This window comes from Dysgonomonas sp. PF1-14, assembly GCF_029892965.1.
Taxonomy (GTDB): Bacteria; Bacteroidota; Bacteroidia; order Bacteroidales; family Dysgonomonadaceae; genus Dysgonomonas.
This window is the reverse complement of record NZ_JARXWN010000005.1, coordinates 244,088-262,510: the sequence shown is the minus strand read 5'-3', so window position 1 is coordinate 262,510 and position 18,423 is coordinate 244,088. Positions and strand designations below refer to the sequence as shown.

Annotated in this window: 14 protein-coding genes, 1 rRNA gene and 2 pseudogenes; 5 read left to right on the top strand and 12 right to left on the bottom strand. The window is 39.1% G+C overall.

Features of this window, described 5'->3' with window-relative positions:
• A 5S ribosomal RNA gene (rrf, locus tag M2448_RS08785) occupies positions 1-92 on the top strand; the annotation flags it as partial.
• A gap of 136 nt (positions 93-228) precedes the next feature.
• Here rrf and M2448_RS08780 read toward each other — a convergent pair.
• The 5 genes from M2448_RS08780 to M2448_RS08760 form a co-directional block, all read right to left on the bottom strand.
• Complete coding sequence (locus M2448_RS08780) at positions 229-792, bottom strand: hypothetical protein (protein ID WP_280645581.1); 564 nt, start codon at positions 790-792, stop codon at positions 229-231.
• Positions 793-805: 13 nt separating this feature from the next.
• Positions 806-1,747, bottom strand: coding sequence for a hydrogen peroxide-inducible genes activator (locus tag M2448_RS08775; RefSeq protein ID WP_280645582.1), 942 nt, complete (start codon positions 1,745-1,747; stop codon positions 806-808).
• Positions 1,748-1,766: 19 nt separating this feature from the next.
• The gene (locus M2448_RS08770) at positions 1,767-2,435 is read right to left on the bottom strand and encodes a YggS family pyridoxal phosphate-dependent enzyme (protein WP_280645583.1); all 669 of its coding nucleotides are present in this window, start codon (positions 2,433-2,435) and stop codon (positions 1,767-1,769) included.
• Between the two features lie 16 nt (positions 2,436-2,451).
• A complete protein-coding gene (locus M2448_RS08765) occupies positions 2,452-2,907 on the bottom strand; it encodes a DUF4494 domain-containing protein (RefSeq protein ID WP_280645584.1) in 456 nt (151 codons plus the stop codon).
• A gap of 167 nt (positions 2,908-3,074) precedes the next feature.
• Complete coding sequence (locus tag M2448_RS08760; RefSeq protein WP_280645585.1) at positions 3,075-3,608, bottom strand: RNA polymerase sigma factor; 534 nt, start codon at positions 3,606-3,608, stop codon at positions 3,075-3,077.
• Between the two features lie 373 nt (positions 3,609-3,981).
• Between M2448_RS08760 and htpG the strand changes: the two genes are divergently transcribed.
• Both htpG and M2448_RS08750 read left to right on the top strand, forming a co-directional pair.
• A complete protein-coding gene (gene htpG / locus M2448_RS08755; RefSeq protein ID WP_280645586.1) occupies positions 3,982-5,871 on the top strand; it encodes a molecular chaperone HtpG in 1,890 nt (629 codons plus the stop codon).
• A gap of 242 nt (positions 5,872-6,113) precedes the next feature.
• Positions 6,114-7,013 (top strand): hypothetical protein, encoded by a 900-nt coding sequence (locus M2448_RS08750; RefSeq protein WP_280645587.1) that lies wholly within the window; start codon positions 6,114-6,116, stop codon positions 7,011-7,013.
• A 41-nt stretch (positions 7,014-7,054) separates the two neighbouring features.
• On the opposite strand, the gene M2448_RS08745 is transcribed toward M2448_RS08750, so the two are convergent.
• Complete coding sequence (locus tag M2448_RS08745) at positions 7,055-8,533, bottom strand: DUF3943 domain-containing protein (RefSeq protein WP_280645588.1); 1,479 nt, start codon at positions 8,531-8,533, stop codon at positions 7,055-7,057.
• 589 nt (positions 8,534-9,122) lie between these two features.
• Here M2448_RS08745 and M2448_RS08740 point away from each other — a divergent pair.
• Complete coding sequence (locus M2448_RS08740; protein ID WP_280645589.1) at positions 9,123-9,272, top strand: hypothetical protein; 150 nt, start codon at positions 9,123-9,125, stop codon at positions 9,270-9,272.
• Positions 9,273-9,383: 111 nt separating this feature from the next.
• On the opposite strand, the gene M2448_RS08735 is transcribed toward M2448_RS08740, so the two are convergent.
• The 3 genes from M2448_RS08735 to M2448_RS08725 form a co-directional block, all read right to left on the bottom strand.
• Positions 9,384-9,848, bottom strand: a complete 465-nt coding sequence (locus M2448_RS08735) for a transposase (protein WP_280645590.1) — start codon at positions 9,846-9,848, stop codon at positions 9,384-9,386.
• A 477-nt stretch (positions 9,849-10,325) separates the two neighbouring features.
• The gene (gene metG, locus M2448_RS08730) at positions 10,326-12,368 is read right to left on the bottom strand and encodes a methionine--tRNA ligase (RefSeq protein ID WP_280645591.1); all 2,043 of its coding nucleotides are present in this window, start codon (positions 12,366-12,368) and stop codon (positions 10,326-10,328) included.
• Positions 12,369-12,875: 507 nt separating this feature from the next.
• Positions 12,876-13,031 carry a hypothetical protein gene (locus tag M2448_RS08725; RefSeq protein ID WP_280645592.1) on the bottom strand — a complete coding sequence of 52 codons (156 nt, stop codon included), beginning with the start codon at positions 13,029-13,031 and terminating at the stop codon, positions 12,876-12,878.
• 443 nt (positions 13,032-13,474) lie between these two features.
• Between M2448_RS08725 and M2448_RS08720 the strand changes: the two are divergent.
• Positions 13,475-13,652 (top strand): annotated as a pseudogene (locus M2448_RS08720) (IS982 family transposase); the annotation flags it as partial.
• A 254-nt stretch (positions 13,653-13,906) separates the two neighbouring features.
• On the opposite strand, the pseudogene M2448_RS08715 reads toward M2448_RS08720, so the two are convergent.
• The 3 genes and pseudogenes from M2448_RS08715 to M2448_RS08705 all read right to left on the bottom strand — a co-directional run bounded on the left by M2448_RS08715 (position 13,907) and on the right by M2448_RS08705 (position 17,866).
• Positions 13,907-15,676: pseudogene (locus M2448_RS08715) on the bottom strand (DNA topoisomerase).
• An 82-nt stretch (positions 15,677-15,758) separates the two neighbouring features.
• Positions 15,759-16,025, bottom strand: a complete 267-nt coding sequence (locus M2448_RS08710) for a DUF4099 domain-containing protein (RefSeq protein WP_280645595.1) — start codon at positions 16,023-16,025, stop codon at positions 15,759-15,761.
• Positions 16,026-16,075: 50 nt separating this feature from the next.
• Positions 16,076-17,866, bottom strand: coding sequence for a DUF3945 domain-containing protein (locus M2448_RS08705; RefSeq protein WP_280645596.1), 1,791 nt, complete (start codon positions 17,864-17,866; stop codon positions 16,076-16,078).
• Between the last annotated feature and the right edge of the window lie 557 nt (positions 17,867-18,423).

Here is an 18,423-nt window from a genome sequence, read left to right as displayed (position 1 = left end):
GGGGTTCCACCTCTTCCCATTCCGAACAGAGAAGTTAAGCCCGGTCGTGCCGATGGTACTGCGATTAGTGGGAGAGTAGGTTACCGCCGTTTTAAAGAAGAGTCCTCATACTTGATAGTATGGGGACTTTTTTGTGTTTAGATATAGTTGACAGGACAAATTATACAGTAATAGAAAAAGCTACTTTTGTAATAAAAGTAGCTTTTATATTATCTAGGGAATTGTTAATCAGAACAGCTCCGGATATTTTTTTCTGGAAATACAATGAGACTGGTTTTCTATTTCTTTGTCGAGTATAAGGGGCCACCCGAGTTTATCAAATTCTTTTTCTAATGCAAGGCAGGTGTTGAAATCACTCTCGGAAACCTTATACGTCTGTCCGTCTTTTGCTCCCGATATAGATATCTCAAACCGATTATTCATAACCCAAATATGAGCTTTTTGTCCAAATACCTCCACATATTGGGGTTGTTCAAGATCACTAAAATGAGGTATTGTAATTTTCAGTTTATCAAGGTCATCTATAGAATATGATTCTAAAGGATCGAAAGCTATAAATCCATCCTCGAGTTTATTTATGGTAACTCCTATTAGAGCAAGTTTATCGACCAGATCCTCACGAGTTTCGTATCTGAAATATGCACAGAATGAGTCTCCTTCGCAGTTGTGTCCACCTCGTGCCCGCATGAAATAGAAATATTTCAGATGCTGGCACCAATGCCTGATCTCCTCCTTTGTATTATTCAGAAAGAGACGATCTTCCGATATTTTACCTAAATCGATATTTTCCATTAATAGAAATTTATCAGATATCTACAATGAATTTTTTAAGTTCAGGATTTAATAGAGACTGAGGTACAGATTGTTTTATCTCCGAAATAATAATATCCAGTACTCTTTCGCGTAAAAATTCGCGACGGGTGACAAGGCTTATTTCTCTTACAGGCGATATTCCCTTGAGTGGACGGATATTCTTTTTCTGTTTCTCATTTAACTCTTCTATTGCCATTTCAGGAATAATAGTCAGTCCACTGTTATTATCAACAATATTTATCAATGTACTGATACTTCCTGCTTCATAAGAGAAAAGGGAGTGAGAGCTCTTTCTCTTTCGCATATTGCATATACGCAATATCTGTCCGCGAAAGCAATGTACTTCTTCGAGCAACCATAAGCGATTGATATTCAAATCCTCTTCTTCTAGTTCTTTCTTAGCATACAGAGAGGTTTCACGCGGTGATACATAAGCATAGAAGCGTTCGTAATAGATTGGGTGCTCTGTTATCTTTTCATTTTTAAGAGGCGTAGCCAGAATGGCTCCATCTAATGCTCCGTTTAATAGCTTTTCAACAAGCTGGGCAGTAGTAGTCTCTTCTATTACCAACACGATGTCGTATCCGTTCTCATCGTGCACTTTCATTAGTTTAGGCAACAGGTAAGGGGCTATGGTAGGTATAATACCTAGTTTGAAAACACCTTGTACGATACCTTTTTCTTCTTGTATAATCTCTTTTACCTGTTTTACCTGCGATACGATTACTCGTGCCTGATTGATTATTTGAGTACCTATAACAGTAGGTTGTACCGGCAATTGGCTACGATCGAATATTTTTACACCCAGCTCGTCTTCCAACTTTTGAATCATCATACTCAATGTAGGTTGAGTAACAAAAGAGGCTTCAGCTGCTTTAGCAAAGTGACGATGATTGTCAACTGCTATAATATATTCCAACTGTTGTATATTCATATATTATTATATTTTAGTGTTAATATTCGCGTTCGCCAAAGATTGAAGATCCGATGCGGATCAGTGTAGATCCTTCTTCTATGGCAATTCTGTAGTCTCCCGACATTCCCATAGATAACTCACTGAATTTACTATCATTAGCAAAATGGTCTTTTTTTATTTCATCGAAAAGTTTTTTCAGCGCTCTGAATTCTTTTCTTATTTGTTCTGTATCGTCAGTATAGGTTGCCATTCCCATCAATCCTCCGATATATGCATATTTACAATCTTTCCAGAGGTTGTCTGATAAAAATTTTTTACAATTTTCAATAGACAGGCCGTATTTGGATTCTTCCTGTGCTATATGTACTTCGAGCAGGCAACATACCTTTTTCTTTACTGTAGAAGCATATTTTTCTATTTCAGATAAAAGTTTCCAGCTATCTACACTATGTATTGTATGTATGTAAGGTACAATGTACTTTACTTTGTTTGTCTGAAGGTGACCGATAAAATGCCATTCTATATCTTGGGGTAGGGTAGAATGCTTTTGGTCTATTTCCTGCATCCTGCTTTCTCCAAAAATCCGCTGTCCTGCATCATATGCCTCTTGTATAGCATCTGCTCCATGAAATTTGGAAACTGCAACAAGCTTGACTCCGGACGGTAATTCCTTGTTTATAGTATGTATATTATCGGTAATACTCATTCACATTAAGTCCATTTTAAGCCAGAACTATTTTTTTCTTCTGGTCTTCCGAGTATGGGAATACATCCATAATAGTTGTTTCAGATAGCGATGCTATGGCATAGTCGGCTAATGTTCCTTCCATACCTTTTTCTACAACTCTCAAGGCTTCTTTCAGGTCAGAAGCCTGAGCCAGCATCTGGGCTGCTGTTCTCTTTTCTGTTCCACTCTTTTCATCTAGTGTAATGAACATTACTTTAGCCTTGAAAAAACGGTCGCCGTTGTCATTGAAAAATAATTCAGACAGTTTTGCCCGCTTAATATCGGTTATGGTAAATTCTCCTGAAATATATGGTTTAATTTCTTCTATTATACGGGCTTCGGCCTCGGTAAAAGATAATGCGTCGACAAGATATGGTTCGGTTACTTTCTTCTGCATGCCGTTTTCCATTACTTTTTCGTAGCTGACTTTGCATTCAAACCAGTTGTGCATATAGGTATTTTTCTTTTTCTTAATTATTACTATTATCTATATTCTATCGATACAAATATAGCAAATTTAATTCATGGTATCTATCGAAATATAAAAATATTCTATATAAATAAGAAAGCCTGCAAGGTTTTTTGCAGACTTTCTATTATTGTGGCAGATAAATATACTTATTCCCTGTCTTGATATTTATAGTCAGCCAACAATTCTTGCAGGCGTTTTCTTGCAAAGAATATACGGCTTTTGACAGTTCCGATAGGTAATTTCAATTGTTGGGCTATTTCTTCATACTTGAATCCTGATACATGCATCGAGAATGGTACTTTGTATTCGTCCGAAAAGTTGTTAATTACCTTTACTATTTCAGCTACGGTGTAAGCACCTTCGGGAGTATCGAATCCCGAATCCTGAGGCATATTCAGATGATAGAGATTCTCAGTTTGGTCTATCATTGTCTGGCTACGTACTACCCGGCGATAGTTATTAACAAATATATTGTGCATGATGGTGAATACCCATCCTTTGAAATTAACATTTTCGTAGTATTTTTCTTTGTTATCGAGGGCTCTCAGAGTGGTTTCCTGTAACAAATCTTTTGCTTCTTCCCTGTTAGATGTTAATGTGAGGGCAAAATTCATCATATTATTCTGCAAGTCTATCAACTTGTCTTCAAATCCTTTTGTGCTATTATCTAGTGTTGTCATCGCTTATAGTTTTTTTAGCGTATTACGGCTGTTGTTAATTAAATACAGCAAGTGGTTAAATAACTCTTTATTTAATTATCATTTGTTGCTGAGTCAAAATTATGTACTTTTTTCAATTTAACTTAAAAAAATATATTCAGGATGAATGATGAATGTTAAAATAACTAATTTATAGGGTTAATAACTTGATAATCAATATAGTTTATTAGGGCAATAAAGGTTATATATACTATAAATAATTTCTATCAAAAGGCTGTATATATAAATATTATTTTTTACACTCCGTCAAAATGGCATAAATAGAGCATTTGGCATTTATTTTGTCATTACAAATACAAATTAAGCAAATAAATATCAAAAAAGCAAATATATTATGGAACAAAAAGGAAAAATTGGGGTAACTACTGAGAATATATTCCCTATTATAAAGAAATTTTTATATAGTGATCATGAAATATTTCTCAGGGAGTTGGTCTCTAATGCAGTAGATGCTACGCAAAAGCTGAAAACGTATGCATCACTCGGAGAATTTAAGGGTGAACTGGGGCATTTGTCTGTAAGTGTGAAAGTTGATAAAGAGAATGGTACACTTACTATTTCCGACAGGGGTATAGGTATGACCAGTGAGGAAATAGACAAATACATCAATCAGATCGCTTTTTCTTCGGCTAATGAGTTTTTGGATAAATATAAGAATGATGCAAATTCTATTATCGGACACTTCGGTTTAGGCTTCTATTCTTCGTTTATGGTATCGAAGAAAGTGGAAATCGTAACCAAATCGTTCAAGGAGGGAGCAGAAGCCGTAAAATGGAGCTGCGATGGTTCGCCGGAATATACCATAGAGCCAGCAGAAAAGGAAGACAGAGGAACAGACATTATATTATATATAGATGACGAGAATAAAAACTTTCTCGAAAAAGGAGAAATAGACCGTCTGTTGAAGAAATACTGCCGCTTCTTGTCTGTACCTGTCGTATTTGGGAAAAAGACCGACTGGAAAGACGGTAAATCGGTAGAAACAGACGAAGATAATGTAATCAACGACACTAATCCACTTTGGACACGTAAGCCTGCTGAGCTAAAGGAGGAAGATTACAAGAAATTCTATCAGGAGCTTTATCCTTTCTCAGACGAGCCGATGTTCTGGATACATCTGAATGTAGATTATCCGTTTAAGCTGACAGGTATCCTGTATTTCCCTCAGGTGAAGAGCAATGTGGATATGAACCGTAACAAGATACAGCTTTATAGCAATCAGGTATTTGTTACAGATTCGGTAGAAGGCATTGTCCCTGAATTTCTTACCCTTATGCATGGTGTACTCGATTCGCCCGATATTCCGCTGAATGTATCGCGCTCATACCTGCAAAGCGATCAGAATGTGAAGAAGATATCGAATCACATTACTAAGAAAGTGGCCGACAGGCTTGAAGAAATCTTCAAAAACGAACGTACTCAGTTTGAAGATAAATGGGATAGCCTGAAACTGTTTGTGGAATATGGTATGCTGACCGATGACAAGTTCTATGAGCGTGCTCAGAAGTTCTGCCTGCTGAAGAATACCGATGGTAAGATGTTTACTTTCGATGAATATAAGACTCTGATATCTTCCGATCAGACAGATAAGGACGGTAATCTGGTTTATCTGTATGCCAATAATAAGGATGAGCAGTATTCATACATCGGTACGGCAAAAGATAAGGGGTATGATGTATTGTTGTTCGACGGGCAGCTTGATGTGCATATGGCTAGCTTCCTTGAGCAAAAACTCGAAAAGAGCCGCTTTGTACGTGTAGACAGTGATACGGTTGAAAATCTTATCCAGAAAGAAGATGCAAAAGAGACTACACTGACCGACAAGCAAAAAGAGGAACTGAGTGAAGCTTTTACAAGCCAGCTGCCTAAGATAGACAAAACAGAATTTACAGTCGACTACAAGGCTTTGGATGCGAAGGCTCAGCCTATACAAATCACTCAGAACGAGTTTATGCGCCGTATGAAAGAAATGTCGGCTATGCAGACCGGAATGGGATTCTATGGCGAAATGCCGAATAGCTATAATCTTGTATTGAATGTAGAGCATCCGTTTATCAAAAAAGTAATGGCGGATGTAGACGGTAAGGAAAAGGAGGCTGTCGATGTTTACGCAGGCGAGAACAAGGAAATTCGCCAGCTGATCGATTTAGCATTGCTTGCCAATGGCATGCTGAAAGGCGAGGCGCTGAATAACTTCGTGAAGCGAAATATGGAAAATATCTGATTCCGATAATATCTTCTATAAATTAGAAAAGGTCTGGATACATTGACGTGAACCCTATAAGTTTGTCGAACTTTTAGGGTTCTCTTCAATATAGATGGGAAAGTGCAGTTAAAGTAGCTTTAGGGTATATGCTAATTCAATAGCCGGATGGAGTATGGAGAAGTTTGGCTTAATCTTAACTTGTGTAATTGAGTTTATTTTTCATATATTTGGATAAAAGTATTACTATTAAATTTAACCCTATGAAAAAATCACTTCTCTATTTCCTCCTTTTAGTATTTACTGTAAACACATATTCGCAAAATGAACATGCAAAACTTGTAGAATTGGGTAAAGCATATAAAAACTTCATGTTTATAAATGATCCGACTAATGAATTCATTGCTGGGTTAAAAGTAAATACACCTGAAAATCTGACTGCTGCAAGAGACTTTATTATTCAGACAATAATACCGAAAACAAAGATTATAAATAAAGCTTATTTAGCCCTGCCCGATGAACAAACTTTAAAGAATATCTATATTATTAGAGCCGTTAATTATAATCTCCATGCTAAAGAGCCAGTTGCTAATGAGCGGATTGTCGACAGCCTTATGGATGTAACCGTTTCGCGGAATGAGTTGATCGACTCGTATTACAGCATGTTGTTTGCCTCATATGGTAATAAAGTGAAGCCATTTAATATGTCAAAAATTAATTTTAATCTGAGTGAATATAATCTTCAGAATGATACCGAAAAAGGGATCTTCTTTTTGAGATGTATGGAATATTGTGGTAAAAATATCTGGGGATTGATAAATATAGCTAAACCGATGAACACTAAGGGTGCTTATGATTACATAAAGAAATTCCCGAAGTTCAACGGACTGAAATATTACCAATATAATGACTTTAATTTTCCGGACTTTGAAATGATAATCTATACAAACAGAGGTAAAGAAAGTTATAAAGACTTTTTTATAAATAAATATTATGAGGTTTTACTAAACCATCTGATCTGTCTCAAGAAAGAAAACAGGCCGGAAAAAGAATATCACGAAGTGCTTTTGGGTTCTATTTTGAAAGATAAGGATTATTACAAGCATTCAAAGAACAAAAGTATATTAGATGGCCTTTTTTCCGAAGTAAGCAGAGATAGATAAATCCGGATTGAAGATTATGCGAAAATAGTTACCGCACAGCTTTAAAACTTGTAAGTGAGCATCAGTCGACCTTCGGAAGTCTTGGAAAATATATCTTCATAATATTTATAATTAGTGTCGCGGGTGTAATTATAGCCTATACCGGTAAGGTACCATTGTTTTTTCAGTTTCAGGTCTATCCTAAGCGAAATAGCGTGCAATATAGCCTGTGAATGGTCGCCCTGTGCATCCAGTGTGCGCTCGTCTACAGTTCCCCAGTCTATATCCTGATCGTATCCTTTCCATGTAAAAATACGGTAGCCTTCGTAGCTGCCCGCAACACTTATGATATCCCTGTATGCAAAACTACCTCCCAGTTTCCAGCTAAAGCCGCTACCCAGATTGTAATTGCGGTTCTTGAGCCGGTAATAATCACTTTGGGCAGCACCCAGTAATATTCCGTTGAAATGTGCAAAAGAAGACAGGCTCCAGTTGCTGAACCGTTTGCTCTTATGCACGAGTCCTAGTCCGAAAGAGGCGGGCGTACTGAATTTATAAGGAATCTTATTTGAGACGTCCGATATAGTGTCCGAATCGTAAAAATCATAGTGCTGATATACCCCGATACTCAGAAAGTCTTTCGCATTGTCCAATAGTTCCCAAGAATAGAGCCGTCCCATTATATTCATCTGGCTGATAATAGGCTGTGAGCCTTGCCCGTTTATATTAGTCTTGAAGGTGAAATAGTCATACGGTTTGCTTGTTTCGGCTTCGAACCGGTCACCGTATTCAACATTGATACTGGTGGCAAAACCAAGTCCCTGATCAAATATTTCGTCTTTTAATTCTAGTGCTCTTACTCCCATAGAAATGTCTACACTGACATCGGGCACTCCGAATTGTTTTCCCGATGTAGACCGTCTTTTCCAGGCATCGCCATTGATGATACGGGTGAGCCCGCGTGTAGGCGATATGAGAAAACCGGCTAATTCTTGTCCGAATCGGGATGCACCTGTCCGGCGGTCGTCCAGAACAAGGTCTGAGGTGCGGAACAGTGCCTCGCCCAGAGCCATTCCGCCAATTGGCGTGGCTATAATGTCGTTGGTAGAAGGATATTCCGATTCCATGAAGAGTTCCCACATAGCGCTTCCGCCAGCGGCAATAAGCCCCGATTGCCAGAAATTTAGACCATTTGCACGCCCTGCATTGAAATACAGGTTACCATGATAAGGATGCAGGAACATGTTTACGGCCATGTTATCATTATCCCAAATGAAACCTCTTTTGAAGTTATCTTTTACACTATGAAAGTCGATGTAGGCATAATGCGCCTTTTGTATATAGCGATCGAATGCCCAGACACCCATATTTACACCGAAAGCGGTAGCTCCTGCCTGAAGCCATTTCTTTTTGCCGTAATATGCGATATCCAATGAGTCCGTAGCACGCGGAGTCGCTACCTGATGCCGTATGGTTATTTGACTGTAGCTATTGATTGTAATGATCTGTATTAATATGTATATGAGGATGCCCCTTTTCATTATTTCTCTATGTAGTTCAGTTTTTATAGTTATTTGCTGTTGTGGCAAAAATAAGGTAAAAGCTTCTTTAATAGCAAATCTGTTGTTTGCAGACTATAATGACTTACTTTTTATTAACTAATTTTCACAATTCCACAAAGGTATATTTGAGGTTTTTGTTTATCTATAGGATGGGAAGAATTATAAATCATGAATTATACGAATGAGTAGTTGAGATTATCTGTTCAATTTCATTAGTCATTTTACATACGTTTCACTCCTGTGACCGTTGGTTCTCGCAATGGCATAAGTCAAGTAAACTTGATTCTGCCCTCATTGCTTAACGAAAACGTTCGTTTATTTTCTACTGCGCGCAATCACAGATTGCTTGCATTCCTTTTGGCCTAAGCCCCAAAAGGAATCAAAAAGTCTTTAGTGCCCCACTTCATAGGACGACCCGTTAGAGGGCTCAAAGGCTAAACAAAAAAACTCGCTCATGGCTTTTGTATAATACGAACCGACAACTAAGCTCAAACACGTTTTTGTTTTACGCCTTTCTCACCCTACGGGTACCCCGTCCATAAAGCTAACGGCGCGTGCTGACGCTCAATTGGGTGACGATTATCCTGCCTTGTCGGCGCGTGCTACTCTGTGCATTAGCTCCGCAAGCGGGCACCTGTCCGGTGCAGGTGGCGTAGAAGGGGATGGGGCGATAGCCCGTTTGTCCCCTTCAGCCGGTAAGCCGTTGACAGGTCGCTGAGGAGCGAAGCACTAGACTTTTGTTTACTTTTTGGCAATGAATCAACGATCGACGAAGCGAAGGGAGTCAAAAAGTAAAAACAAGCACGGGAGTGCGCGTTAGACATTGAAGTCATCTTGACTTTTTAGTTTTACAAATTTTCTTTAAAAGAATTACCATAAAAGCGATATAATTGAATGATATCCAACTGGATATTGTAGTATCAAATCTATTCAGAAGAGTTCTATAGCTATCTATCCATGCATTAGTCCTTTCAATAGTATATCGTTGCTCGTATAGTATTTCTTCAAATATTACAATATTATCACTATTCCCATTTCGGGGATTTATAGCTGTATTGGTGATTATCCCATATTCAAAACACTTATTTCTAAATTCCTTAGAATCAAATCCGGCATCAGCATTGATAAATAAACCATCGGTCGAAATGCCTGCTTTTTCTAACGTTTGGAACAATTCATCTAAATGAATATCAATTTGATATAAATCATGATGATTGCCTGCTATGGGAGAAGATATAGCTATTGGTAAGCCTTGATTTTTTCTAATGAATAATTTTTCAATAAATATTTCCAACTAAGTATTTCTTCAGCAGAATTTATTGAATGATAAATAAAACTATTTCCCATTATATAATTTGTAGATAATAACACTTGTACTTAATTCTGATAAAGATAGCAATTTTCTCAAAATCTTCACAAAGATAGTTTCTGGTCTTTGATGCCATATTTCATTATAATAAGCAATATTATGGCTTCGGAATCCACTCTTTCAATTCATAAATTAATCTAAATCTTCAAGAAATTGGTTCGAGAACAGAACGGTTAAGGGTAGGATAATTTATTTCATCCCTCTTAATAATCTCATTACATTTGGTGAACATTGCAGAAAGTCAACCACCTTTAAAAAGTCTATGTATAGGTTCAATATTTCGAGGCTATCGTGTACGAAAAAGTTCATAATTTATAGATTATGAACTTTTATTATTTAAGCCTTGATCTGAGAGTACAGACCTAAGTTAGATTACCTCTTGTTTCAGGTAATTATCAGTATTTACCCTATCTGACTACCCGGATTCACCTCAGTAGTAGGCTGGATGAGCGATAGGCTACCATCACTGTTTTCTACAGATAAGATCATTCCCTGCGATTCCACTCCTTTCAGTTTGCGCGGTTCGAGGTTTGCAATGAAGCATACCTGTTTACCTACTAGCACTTCCGGCTTATACCATGCAGCTATTCCTGATATGATGGTGCGTTTACCCATACCATCATCAATGAGGAATTGGAGGAGTTTATCCGCCTTAGGTACTTTCGTACATTCAAGTACCTTTCCTACACGCAGGTCGAGTTTTGCAAAATCGTCGAATGCCACATTTTCTTTCTGTGGCGCGACCTTTATCTCAACAGAAGCCTCATTTGCTTTTTTGGTATCCAATAGTTTCTGTATCTGTTTTTCTATTGTTTCATCCTCTATTTTGGCAAACAGCAGATCCGATTGGTTCAGCGGATGCCCTACAGGCAGCAGGTCGATACGTCCGAGCTGATCCCACGAGAATTTCTCCATATTGATAAACTCTCGGATCTTTTTAGCGCTGAACGGCAGGAACGGTTCGAATGCAATAGCCAGATTCGCTGTGATTTGCAGGGCAATGTGCAGGATTGTTTCCACACGCGCCATATCGGTCTTCACCACCTTCCAAGGCTCGGTGTCGGCCAGATACTTATTCCCGATACGCGCAAGGTTCATGGCCTCTTTCAGTGCATCGCGGAAACGATAAGTATTCAGATGAGTTTCCACAACATTCTTCACGTCAGCAAACTCCTTCAGGGTTTCCTTATCATAGTCGGTGAGTTCATTTAGCTGCGGAACCTTGTTGTCAAAATACTTCTGTGTGAGTACCAGCGCGCGGTTGATGAAATTACCAAGTATAGCAACCAATTCGTTATTGTTACGAGCCTGAAAATCTCTCCATGTAAAGTCATTATCCTTTGTCTCAGGCGCATTTGCCGTAAGCACATAACGCAGGATGTCTTGTTGTCCCGGAAAGTCTTCGAGATACTCATGAAGCCATACAGCCCAGTTACGCGAAGTAGATATCTTGTCGCCTTCCAGATTCAGAAACTCATTTGACGGAACATTCTCAGGCAGAATAAATGAGCCTTCGGCTTTCAGCATGGCAGGGAATACGATGCAATGGAACACAATATTGTCTTTTCCGATGAAGTGGATCAGCTTTGTATCCTCTCCTTTCCACCATTTCTCCCAACTGTCAGGCAATAGCTCTATTGTATTCGATATATATCCGATAGGAGCATCGAACCATACATACAATACCTTCCCTGTAGCATCGGGTAGGGGAATAGGTACTCCCCAGTCGAGGTCGCGGCTTACAGCACGTGGCTGAAGTCCCATATCGAGCCATGATTTGCATTGTCCGTACACGTTCGATTTCCACTCCTTGTGGTCTTCAAGTATCCATTGACGAAGCCACGATTCGTGTTTGTCCAGAGGCAAATACCAGTGCTTTGTTTCACGCATAACAGGTGCTGATCCCGATATCGTTGATCTCGGGTTTTTCAGATCTGTAGGACTCAGCGATGTACCACATGATTCACATTGGTCGCCATAAGCATTCGGATTACCACAATGAGGGCATTCACCCATGATATAACGGTCGGCAAGAAACATCTGAGCATCTTCGTCATAATATTGTTCGCTTGTTTTCTCCTCAAAATCTCCATTATTGTATAATTTCAGAAAAAAATCCGAAGCTGTCTTCTTATGTATATCCGAGCTTGTACGCGAATATATGTCAAACGAGATACCAAACTCCTCGAACGATTTCTTGATGATCTCATGGTATTTATCCACAATATCCTGAGGCGTAACACCTTCTTTTTTTGCACGGATAGTGATAGGCACACCATGTTCGTCAGAACCTCCGATATGTATCACCTCTTCACCTTTCAGTCTGAGATAGCGTACATAAATGTCGGCCGGAACATATACGCCGGCCAGATGCCCTATGTGTACAGGCCCGTTGGCATACGGAAGGGCAGAGGTAACGAGGGTTCTGTTGTATTTCTTGGTCATATGATAAGTTTTATATTTCAGCTTTTTTGATATTCAGTTTTTAGTGGTACAAAGATAGGAACTTAACGCTAAATAAAAGAGCTATCAACCTAAAAACTGTAGCCTTACTTCCGGATGACTTTCCGTAAATTATTTTAACTAAAATGTAACGAATGTAACGAATTTCATTGTTTTTACTCTTCATTACTTTTTCTTCCTGTAGGGACGAACCCATGTGTTCACCCGCTTTTTTCATTCGGGCAGACACAAGGATCTGCCCCTACATCTAGCGCCAATTTTAACTAAAAAGTAACGAAAGTAACGGATTTGCACCGTTTTTACTTTTCATTACTTTTTTTGTTATTAACCGAATTGGATTCGCCTATTTATCAATTAGCTCCGCTGATTTTTTAATTCAAAGATCGCTTGCCTCTGTTAACTGATCATCGTTAACTATATATTGATAAATTTCTTTGTTCTTTATTACAATCTTATAAACCCAGTGTCTTTTCAGAGCCTTGTATCCTGTCAGGCTGATTCTGACCTGTGCCCCGTTTTTAGTTTCATCAGTTGGGGCTGCTTGTCGTACAACTCCATCTGGGCGATGTAGTCTATATCGATTATGCTCGAGTGATACTCACGCACAAACTTCTTCGGCGGCAGACACGTCTCGAACGATTTCATGGTCTGTTCTTTCAGAAATTTACCTTTCGGCGTTCAGGTGGATTATTTCACCCGTAGTGCATTTATATAAATAAAAAAAGTTGTTTATTATCTATTAAATGATTGTATTTGATAGATTACCAGTAGATTAAAAAAATGAACAACTTTACTCGAAATTACGAAAAGATATTGGAAACACTACGATTAGTTGAAAGTAGAATGAATTTTTTGAATCAAATACGTAAACCCAAATTATCAGATATTAAGTTGATTGCTATCGACTTGACTTCTGAGTATATGAGTATTGATCCAGAATATCAATTATTTAGAACCTGTTTAAATTTTATTCGTTTAGGTTTTCAGCACTATTTTTGGAATGATTTTTTCTTATCTGAAGCGCGAATAGCGGGCTATTCAAGCTGAAGAAAGGGGGAAATCGGACAAAAAGAGACTGAAAATGAACGAAAAAAGAACGATTATTCTCTCCATTGTGTGACCAATTTATGATCCGTAGAAATTATGCTAAATCCTTTGATGGATTCAAAAATAGAGTACTATCTAAAATAATGGCACTGACCGTTATACAAATGATAAAAAGTAAATAACAAGAATATTAACAATTTGAAAATACGTATTGCTTAAATGCACTACGGTTTTTTTTGTATAAAAGTAGATACAATTCTCTTTGTTTCCATCTTGCTACTTTTTATTTTCCATATGCTACACAATTTCAAATATATGTAACATATTTCAGAATATCAAACAATATGCAGCAAACTAAAAAAGGCTTATAAATCAAATATTATATTGATTTATAAACCTTTTAGGTTTTAATTAGATTTTCTAAAATCTTAAAAGTGGAGCTGGAGGGAGTTGAACTTTTTCAGCTAAACCAGCTATCGGGTATGGATTTTAAATGCTTCCAGAAAAGTAGATAAAAACCCGCTGTCTTTTTCTATTTTCCGGATTGCCTGCTCCCAGCCTGCCGCCAGTTCGGCATCAGCTATACGCATATTTTTGACCGCTTCATAGATAAACAGGCCTTTCTTTGTCGGCAACAGATGGATTCCGTCACGTTCGATATATTCTTTTTCTATAAGTGTTTCGATAATGGATGACCGCATAGCAGGAGTGCAAAGTCCCATAGCTTTTGTTGTCTTATGTCAGTTGTATTTATGAGCCAAATCCAACACATCATCCATAGCATCTAATAAGGCAGCTTCTGTTAGTAACGGTTTTGCTTTGGTTATATACCGGATCAGGTTATAGCTGTTGATCTTAATCGATTCTCCTTCTTTAAATCTTTTGAGAATATCCGGGTTATTATTACCCCTGTCTGCCATACTGTTATTATCATTCCAATGATAAATCTCTTTCCAGCCCTTATTTTTAACCTCAACCCCTGATATACTGAATACAAAACCGTTACAGTTTACCTCTACATCTACCGATTCTTTTATGCAACAAGGCGAAAAGGCTTCGAGCATCCGCCCGGCAATCAGGTTATAGATTTTCTCCTCATTTTCATCCATGGGGATATTCTTCTTGCCTGTGATAAGGATAGCCGGATGGTTTTTTATCTTCCTGCTGTTGACGCAGTGGCTGTTCAGATTTATCTGCTTTAACCGGATAATAGATGCCGCAAAGAGGGAATTGGACAGAAAGATGTCCAGTAAACTATATATATTTTTAAACTGTTTATTTGAAATATACCCGCCGGATGTCTTCGGAAAAGTAATCAATTTCTTTTCATAAAGCTGCCGGGCAATATCCAGTGTTTCACCTGCTGTAAATCCAAAACGGATGTTGGCGTCTTTTTGCAGTTCCGTCAGGTTATAAAGCAAAGGTGGTTCTTCTTTAATCTCCGTTTGCTCTACTTTGCTGACAGTGGCTTCTGTTATAGTCTTTAGCTTGTCGAATATTCTCTCTGCGGTAGATTTATCGCTGAATTGTTCGTTGCAGGTAAAGAAAAGGGGAGTTCCCTCTTTTTCAACCTGTAGCTTGATTTGCCAGTAAGGCTTCGCTACAAAATGGATATGTTCCGGATAGCGTTGGCAAATTATAGCCAGTACCGGAGTCTGAAGCCTGCCTAAGGAATCATTGCCTATCCCGGAAGTAATACACAAAGCCCTGCTGGCATTGGTGGCAATCATCCAGTCAGCTTGAATTCTTGTCGATGCAGCCAGATAGATGTTATCAAAAGCCTTTCCATCTTTTAATTTGATAAAACCATCTTGTATGTCTTCATCGGTCAGGGAATTTATCCACAGACGCTTGAAGGGTTTCCGGCATCGGAAATAATGATAGATATTACGGAATAATAATTCCCCGTCTTCGTCGGGTTCAGTTGCCGCGATAATGCTCCTGCAGCGTTTTATGACATTCTTTATTATTCTTAGTTGCCTGACTGCATTACTGTCAGGTTGCTTATTCGATTTATTTCTTCTGGGTACCAGCTTAAACTTTTCGGGTATAAAGGGCATATCGTCCGTACCGATATGGGTCATGCCATAATCGTCGGGCGAAGCCGGTGTCAGAAGATGTCCTGATGCCCAGGTGACAAGGTATCCGTTACCACTCATATAACCGTCATGTTTCTTATCTGCTCCGACTATCCGGGCAATATCCCTACCGGCAGAGGCTTTCCCTGCTAAAATTGCAATCATAAATTGTTTGGGTTATAAGCCGCCTCCCCGGAAGTGGGGAAACGGCAAAAGGGTTAGTGTTTAATGAATAAAGAGTAGATGGTTAATTCAGGGATACAGGTTTAATCCCTTTTATTTCCAGTATAGGGGAATCCGTTCCTTCCACCAGCTGGAGTGTGGCATCCATATCCACATCCATACCGAGTAGTACCAATTGAAGGGGTATAATACCTGTTTCTTCTCCGCTTAGTAAAGTCTCCAGTTCCCCGCTTTCCTCCAGCTTTTCCTTGTGGATACCTATCTGAGCCAGTTCTTCCCAGTTAATAGCTGAAATATCGAAAGGCTTGTTTTCATTATCTGTTTTTGTCATACTTATTTGATCGTCATTAATGATTTATACTATGGAAACATAGGAAGGTATTAGCTGATACCCTTACCTCTTTTAGGCTTGTTCTCCTGTTTGCCACTTTGCTTTTTATCCTGTTTTTTCTCTTCTTTCTGGTTTTGTTTGGCAACAACATCAGATTTCTCTGCTTTCTTGTTCCTGTCGGGGTTCTGCTCGTAATAATCCAGCCTGCCCTGGTTTTGGTTGACTTTGACGTAATTGGAGAATTTCTGCCCGTTAAAGCCGGTCATATTTTCCACGAGCACGGCTTTCCCGTCCTGCAGCCCTGGCAGCTGGGTTGCAGACAGGCTAACGCCCCATAGTTCCGCGGGTATCCTGAATTCCTGACGCTCCGTAAAGCCGTCAGGTGTTTTGGAGTAGCTGGGTTTTCCGGTTTCCAGGTCGAGTTTGACAAAGGAGGAGAATTCTTCCCCCTTGCGGTTAACCATATTTTCAAGGAATACAGGTTTACCCTGACGCAGATCACCCCTGTCCTGTGGGGTGAGTTGTACGCCATGCATTTCCTTGGGGACATAGATCTCCCGGCTGCCTTCGGATGAATCGGGATTGTAACGTGTATAGTTAGGGCGTCCGCTGCCTTCATCGAGTTTGACAAAGGAGGAAAACTTTTCCCCGTCTTTGCGGGTCATATCTTCCACAAAGATGGCTTTGCCCATATTCAGGTCCGCCACCTGTTTGGTCGTCAGTTCCACGCCACCGATAGACTGGCTGTTGAACAGTTTGTTATCCTGAAAGATAAATTCGATACCTCGTTTCTCGGCATTGATTTGTATATGCGCATCAAACTCTTTGCCGCTGGCGGATTTCATGCCTTCGATATATACGGCTTTACCTTCCTTGAGGTTTTCTTTCTCCTGCTCAGTCAATTTTACGTCTTTGATTTCATTGGGAATATTGATATTCTCCACACGCAACCCAACAACTTCATTGGTTAGTTTATCGATGCTGATAAAGGAAGGTGCATATTCCCCATTACGTGTTTGCAGTGGAACGACACGTCCCATATTACCTGATTCCTTTAAATTCTTTTTATCCTCTTCGGAAAAGATATGTCCGAAATACGGTCTATCCAGTTCGGGTTCTTTACGGATACCGTGGATAGCCATCACTACAGGCCCTGCCTTGGATTGTTGAAAAGACAAACGGGCATCGGTCTTGATAACGGCTGAGCCGACATTCAGGTTGATGGGTACTGTTTCGCGCGACTTGTACCCGCGAAGCATACCATCCAGCATATTCTTTTCCTGCAGGTATTCCTTGGAGATACCGAGTTTTCCGAGTTCGTCCCAGTTGATCATCGCCTCATTGAAGCGGGTGCGTGGCCCCTGCTGGGTAGGGGCGTTTTCTGTTGTTGCTTTTGCCATTGAATTTTCGTTTTGGTTAGTAATTCCAGGTTTTTCATCCTGTTTCTTTTGAATGCCTTCTTCGGGATCGACCTTGTACTGTTCAGCCACTTTCTTTGATTTGGAAGATGGATCGGCTTTAAAGAGTTCTTTCAGGGATTGTACTGTTTCTTTTAATTTGTTTACCGGAACTTTAAAGAATTGGAAGCGGGTCGGGTCTTTGGCCTGCCGGTAAAAGTTTTTGAGGAAATTATCTACCAGATTCCCGTTCTGATCGATATTAAGGAAGTTGTTGTTCATCCCTTTCTCTGCATCGGTGATTTGCATCTTCCCGTTCTTGTCAATGTCCTTTACTGCTTTTAGAGTCATTTCTTCCATATCCATGACTAAGAGGATATCGTGCAGCTGGTCGTTAAAGACGGCTTTGCCTTTAGTGTCGGCGCGGGTGTCCTCTTCTGCCATAACAATCTGTTTTTAAAGTGAAAAATGAGTTTATCGCTTCAAAAATAGAATAGTTTTAAGGTAATTTACTGAAATTCAGGTTGGTGACGATATATATCTGGGTTTGACGGTATTTGTCGTAAATGAAAAGTCGGTTTTATTGCTTTTAGGCTAGGAAGAATCGGAACAATCAGAGTATAAAAGAAAGGATGGCTTGTGTTTGGATAATAGAGGGATATGTCGGAGATATGCAGTCCGAAGGGATTATCAGAAAACCAGGAGATTTTTATGTAGATTCGTAGAGGAAGAGCAGCTTTAGTCCCTAAAGCCTATTGATGATAATCCTGTGTTTATTCATAAAATGATTGCAATAAAAAGTAAGCCCTTACTCTATTTCAAAGATATTTGTCGCTTACTTTTATTCATTCTATATGCGTCATCGTTTCGGTTTCGTATACTAAGTCCCTTTGGCCTACCAAATCAGTGTTTCCTCGCTGTCCTGTCTTTTGAGGAAAATTTAGCTAAGAAAGCAAAATTTCCTTCAAAACCGTTAGGCTGGGGCATGGACAGCGGGTAAG

Bases quoted from the DNA above. Each gene is read 5' to 3' on its own strand.
- M2448_RS08780 (WP_280645581.1), bottom strand. From the start codon at position 792: ATGGAAAATATCGATTTAGGTAAAATATCGGAAGATCGTCTCTTTCTG.
- M2448_RS08775 (WP_280645582.1), bottom strand. From the start codon at position 1,747: ATGAATATACAACAGTTGGAATATATTATAGCAGTTGACAATCATCGT.
- M2448_RS08770 (WP_280645583.1), bottom strand. From the start codon at position 2,435: ATGAGTATTACCGATAATATACATACTATAAACAAGGAATTACCGTCC.
- M2448_RS08765 (WP_280645584.1), bottom strand. From the start codon at position 2,907: ATGCACAACTGGTTTGAATGCAAAGTCAGCTACGAAAAAGTAATGGAA.
- M2448_RS08760 (WP_280645585.1), bottom strand. From the start codon at position 3,608: ATGACAACACTAGATAATAGCACAAAAGGATTTGAAGACAAGTTGATA.
- htpG (WP_280645586.1), top strand. From the start codon at position 3,982: ATGGAACAAAAAGGAAAAATTGGGGTAACTACTGAGAATATATTCCCT.
- M2448_RS08750 (WP_280645587.1), top strand. From the start codon at position 6,114: ATGAAAAAATCACTTCTCTATTTCCTCCTTTTAGTATTTACTGTAAAC.
- M2448_RS08745 (WP_280645588.1), bottom strand. From the start codon at position 8,533: ATGAAAAGGGGCATCCTCATATACATATTAATACAGATCATTACAATC.
- metG (WP_280645591.1), bottom strand. From the start codon at position 12,368: ATGACCAAGAAATACAACAGAACCCTCGTTACCTCTGCCCTTCCGTAT.
- M2448_RS08725 (WP_280645592.1), bottom strand. From the start codon at position 13,031: ATGAAATCGTTCGAGACGTGTCTGCCGCCGAAGAAGTTTGTGCGTGAG.
- M2448_RS08710 (WP_280645595.1), bottom strand. From the start codon at position 16,025: ATGACAAAAACAGATAATGAAAACAAGCCTTTCGATATTTCAGCTATT.
- M2448_RS08705 (WP_280645596.1), bottom strand. From the start codon at position 17,866: ATGGCAGAAGAGGACACCCGCGCCGACACTAAAGGCAAAGCCGTCTTT.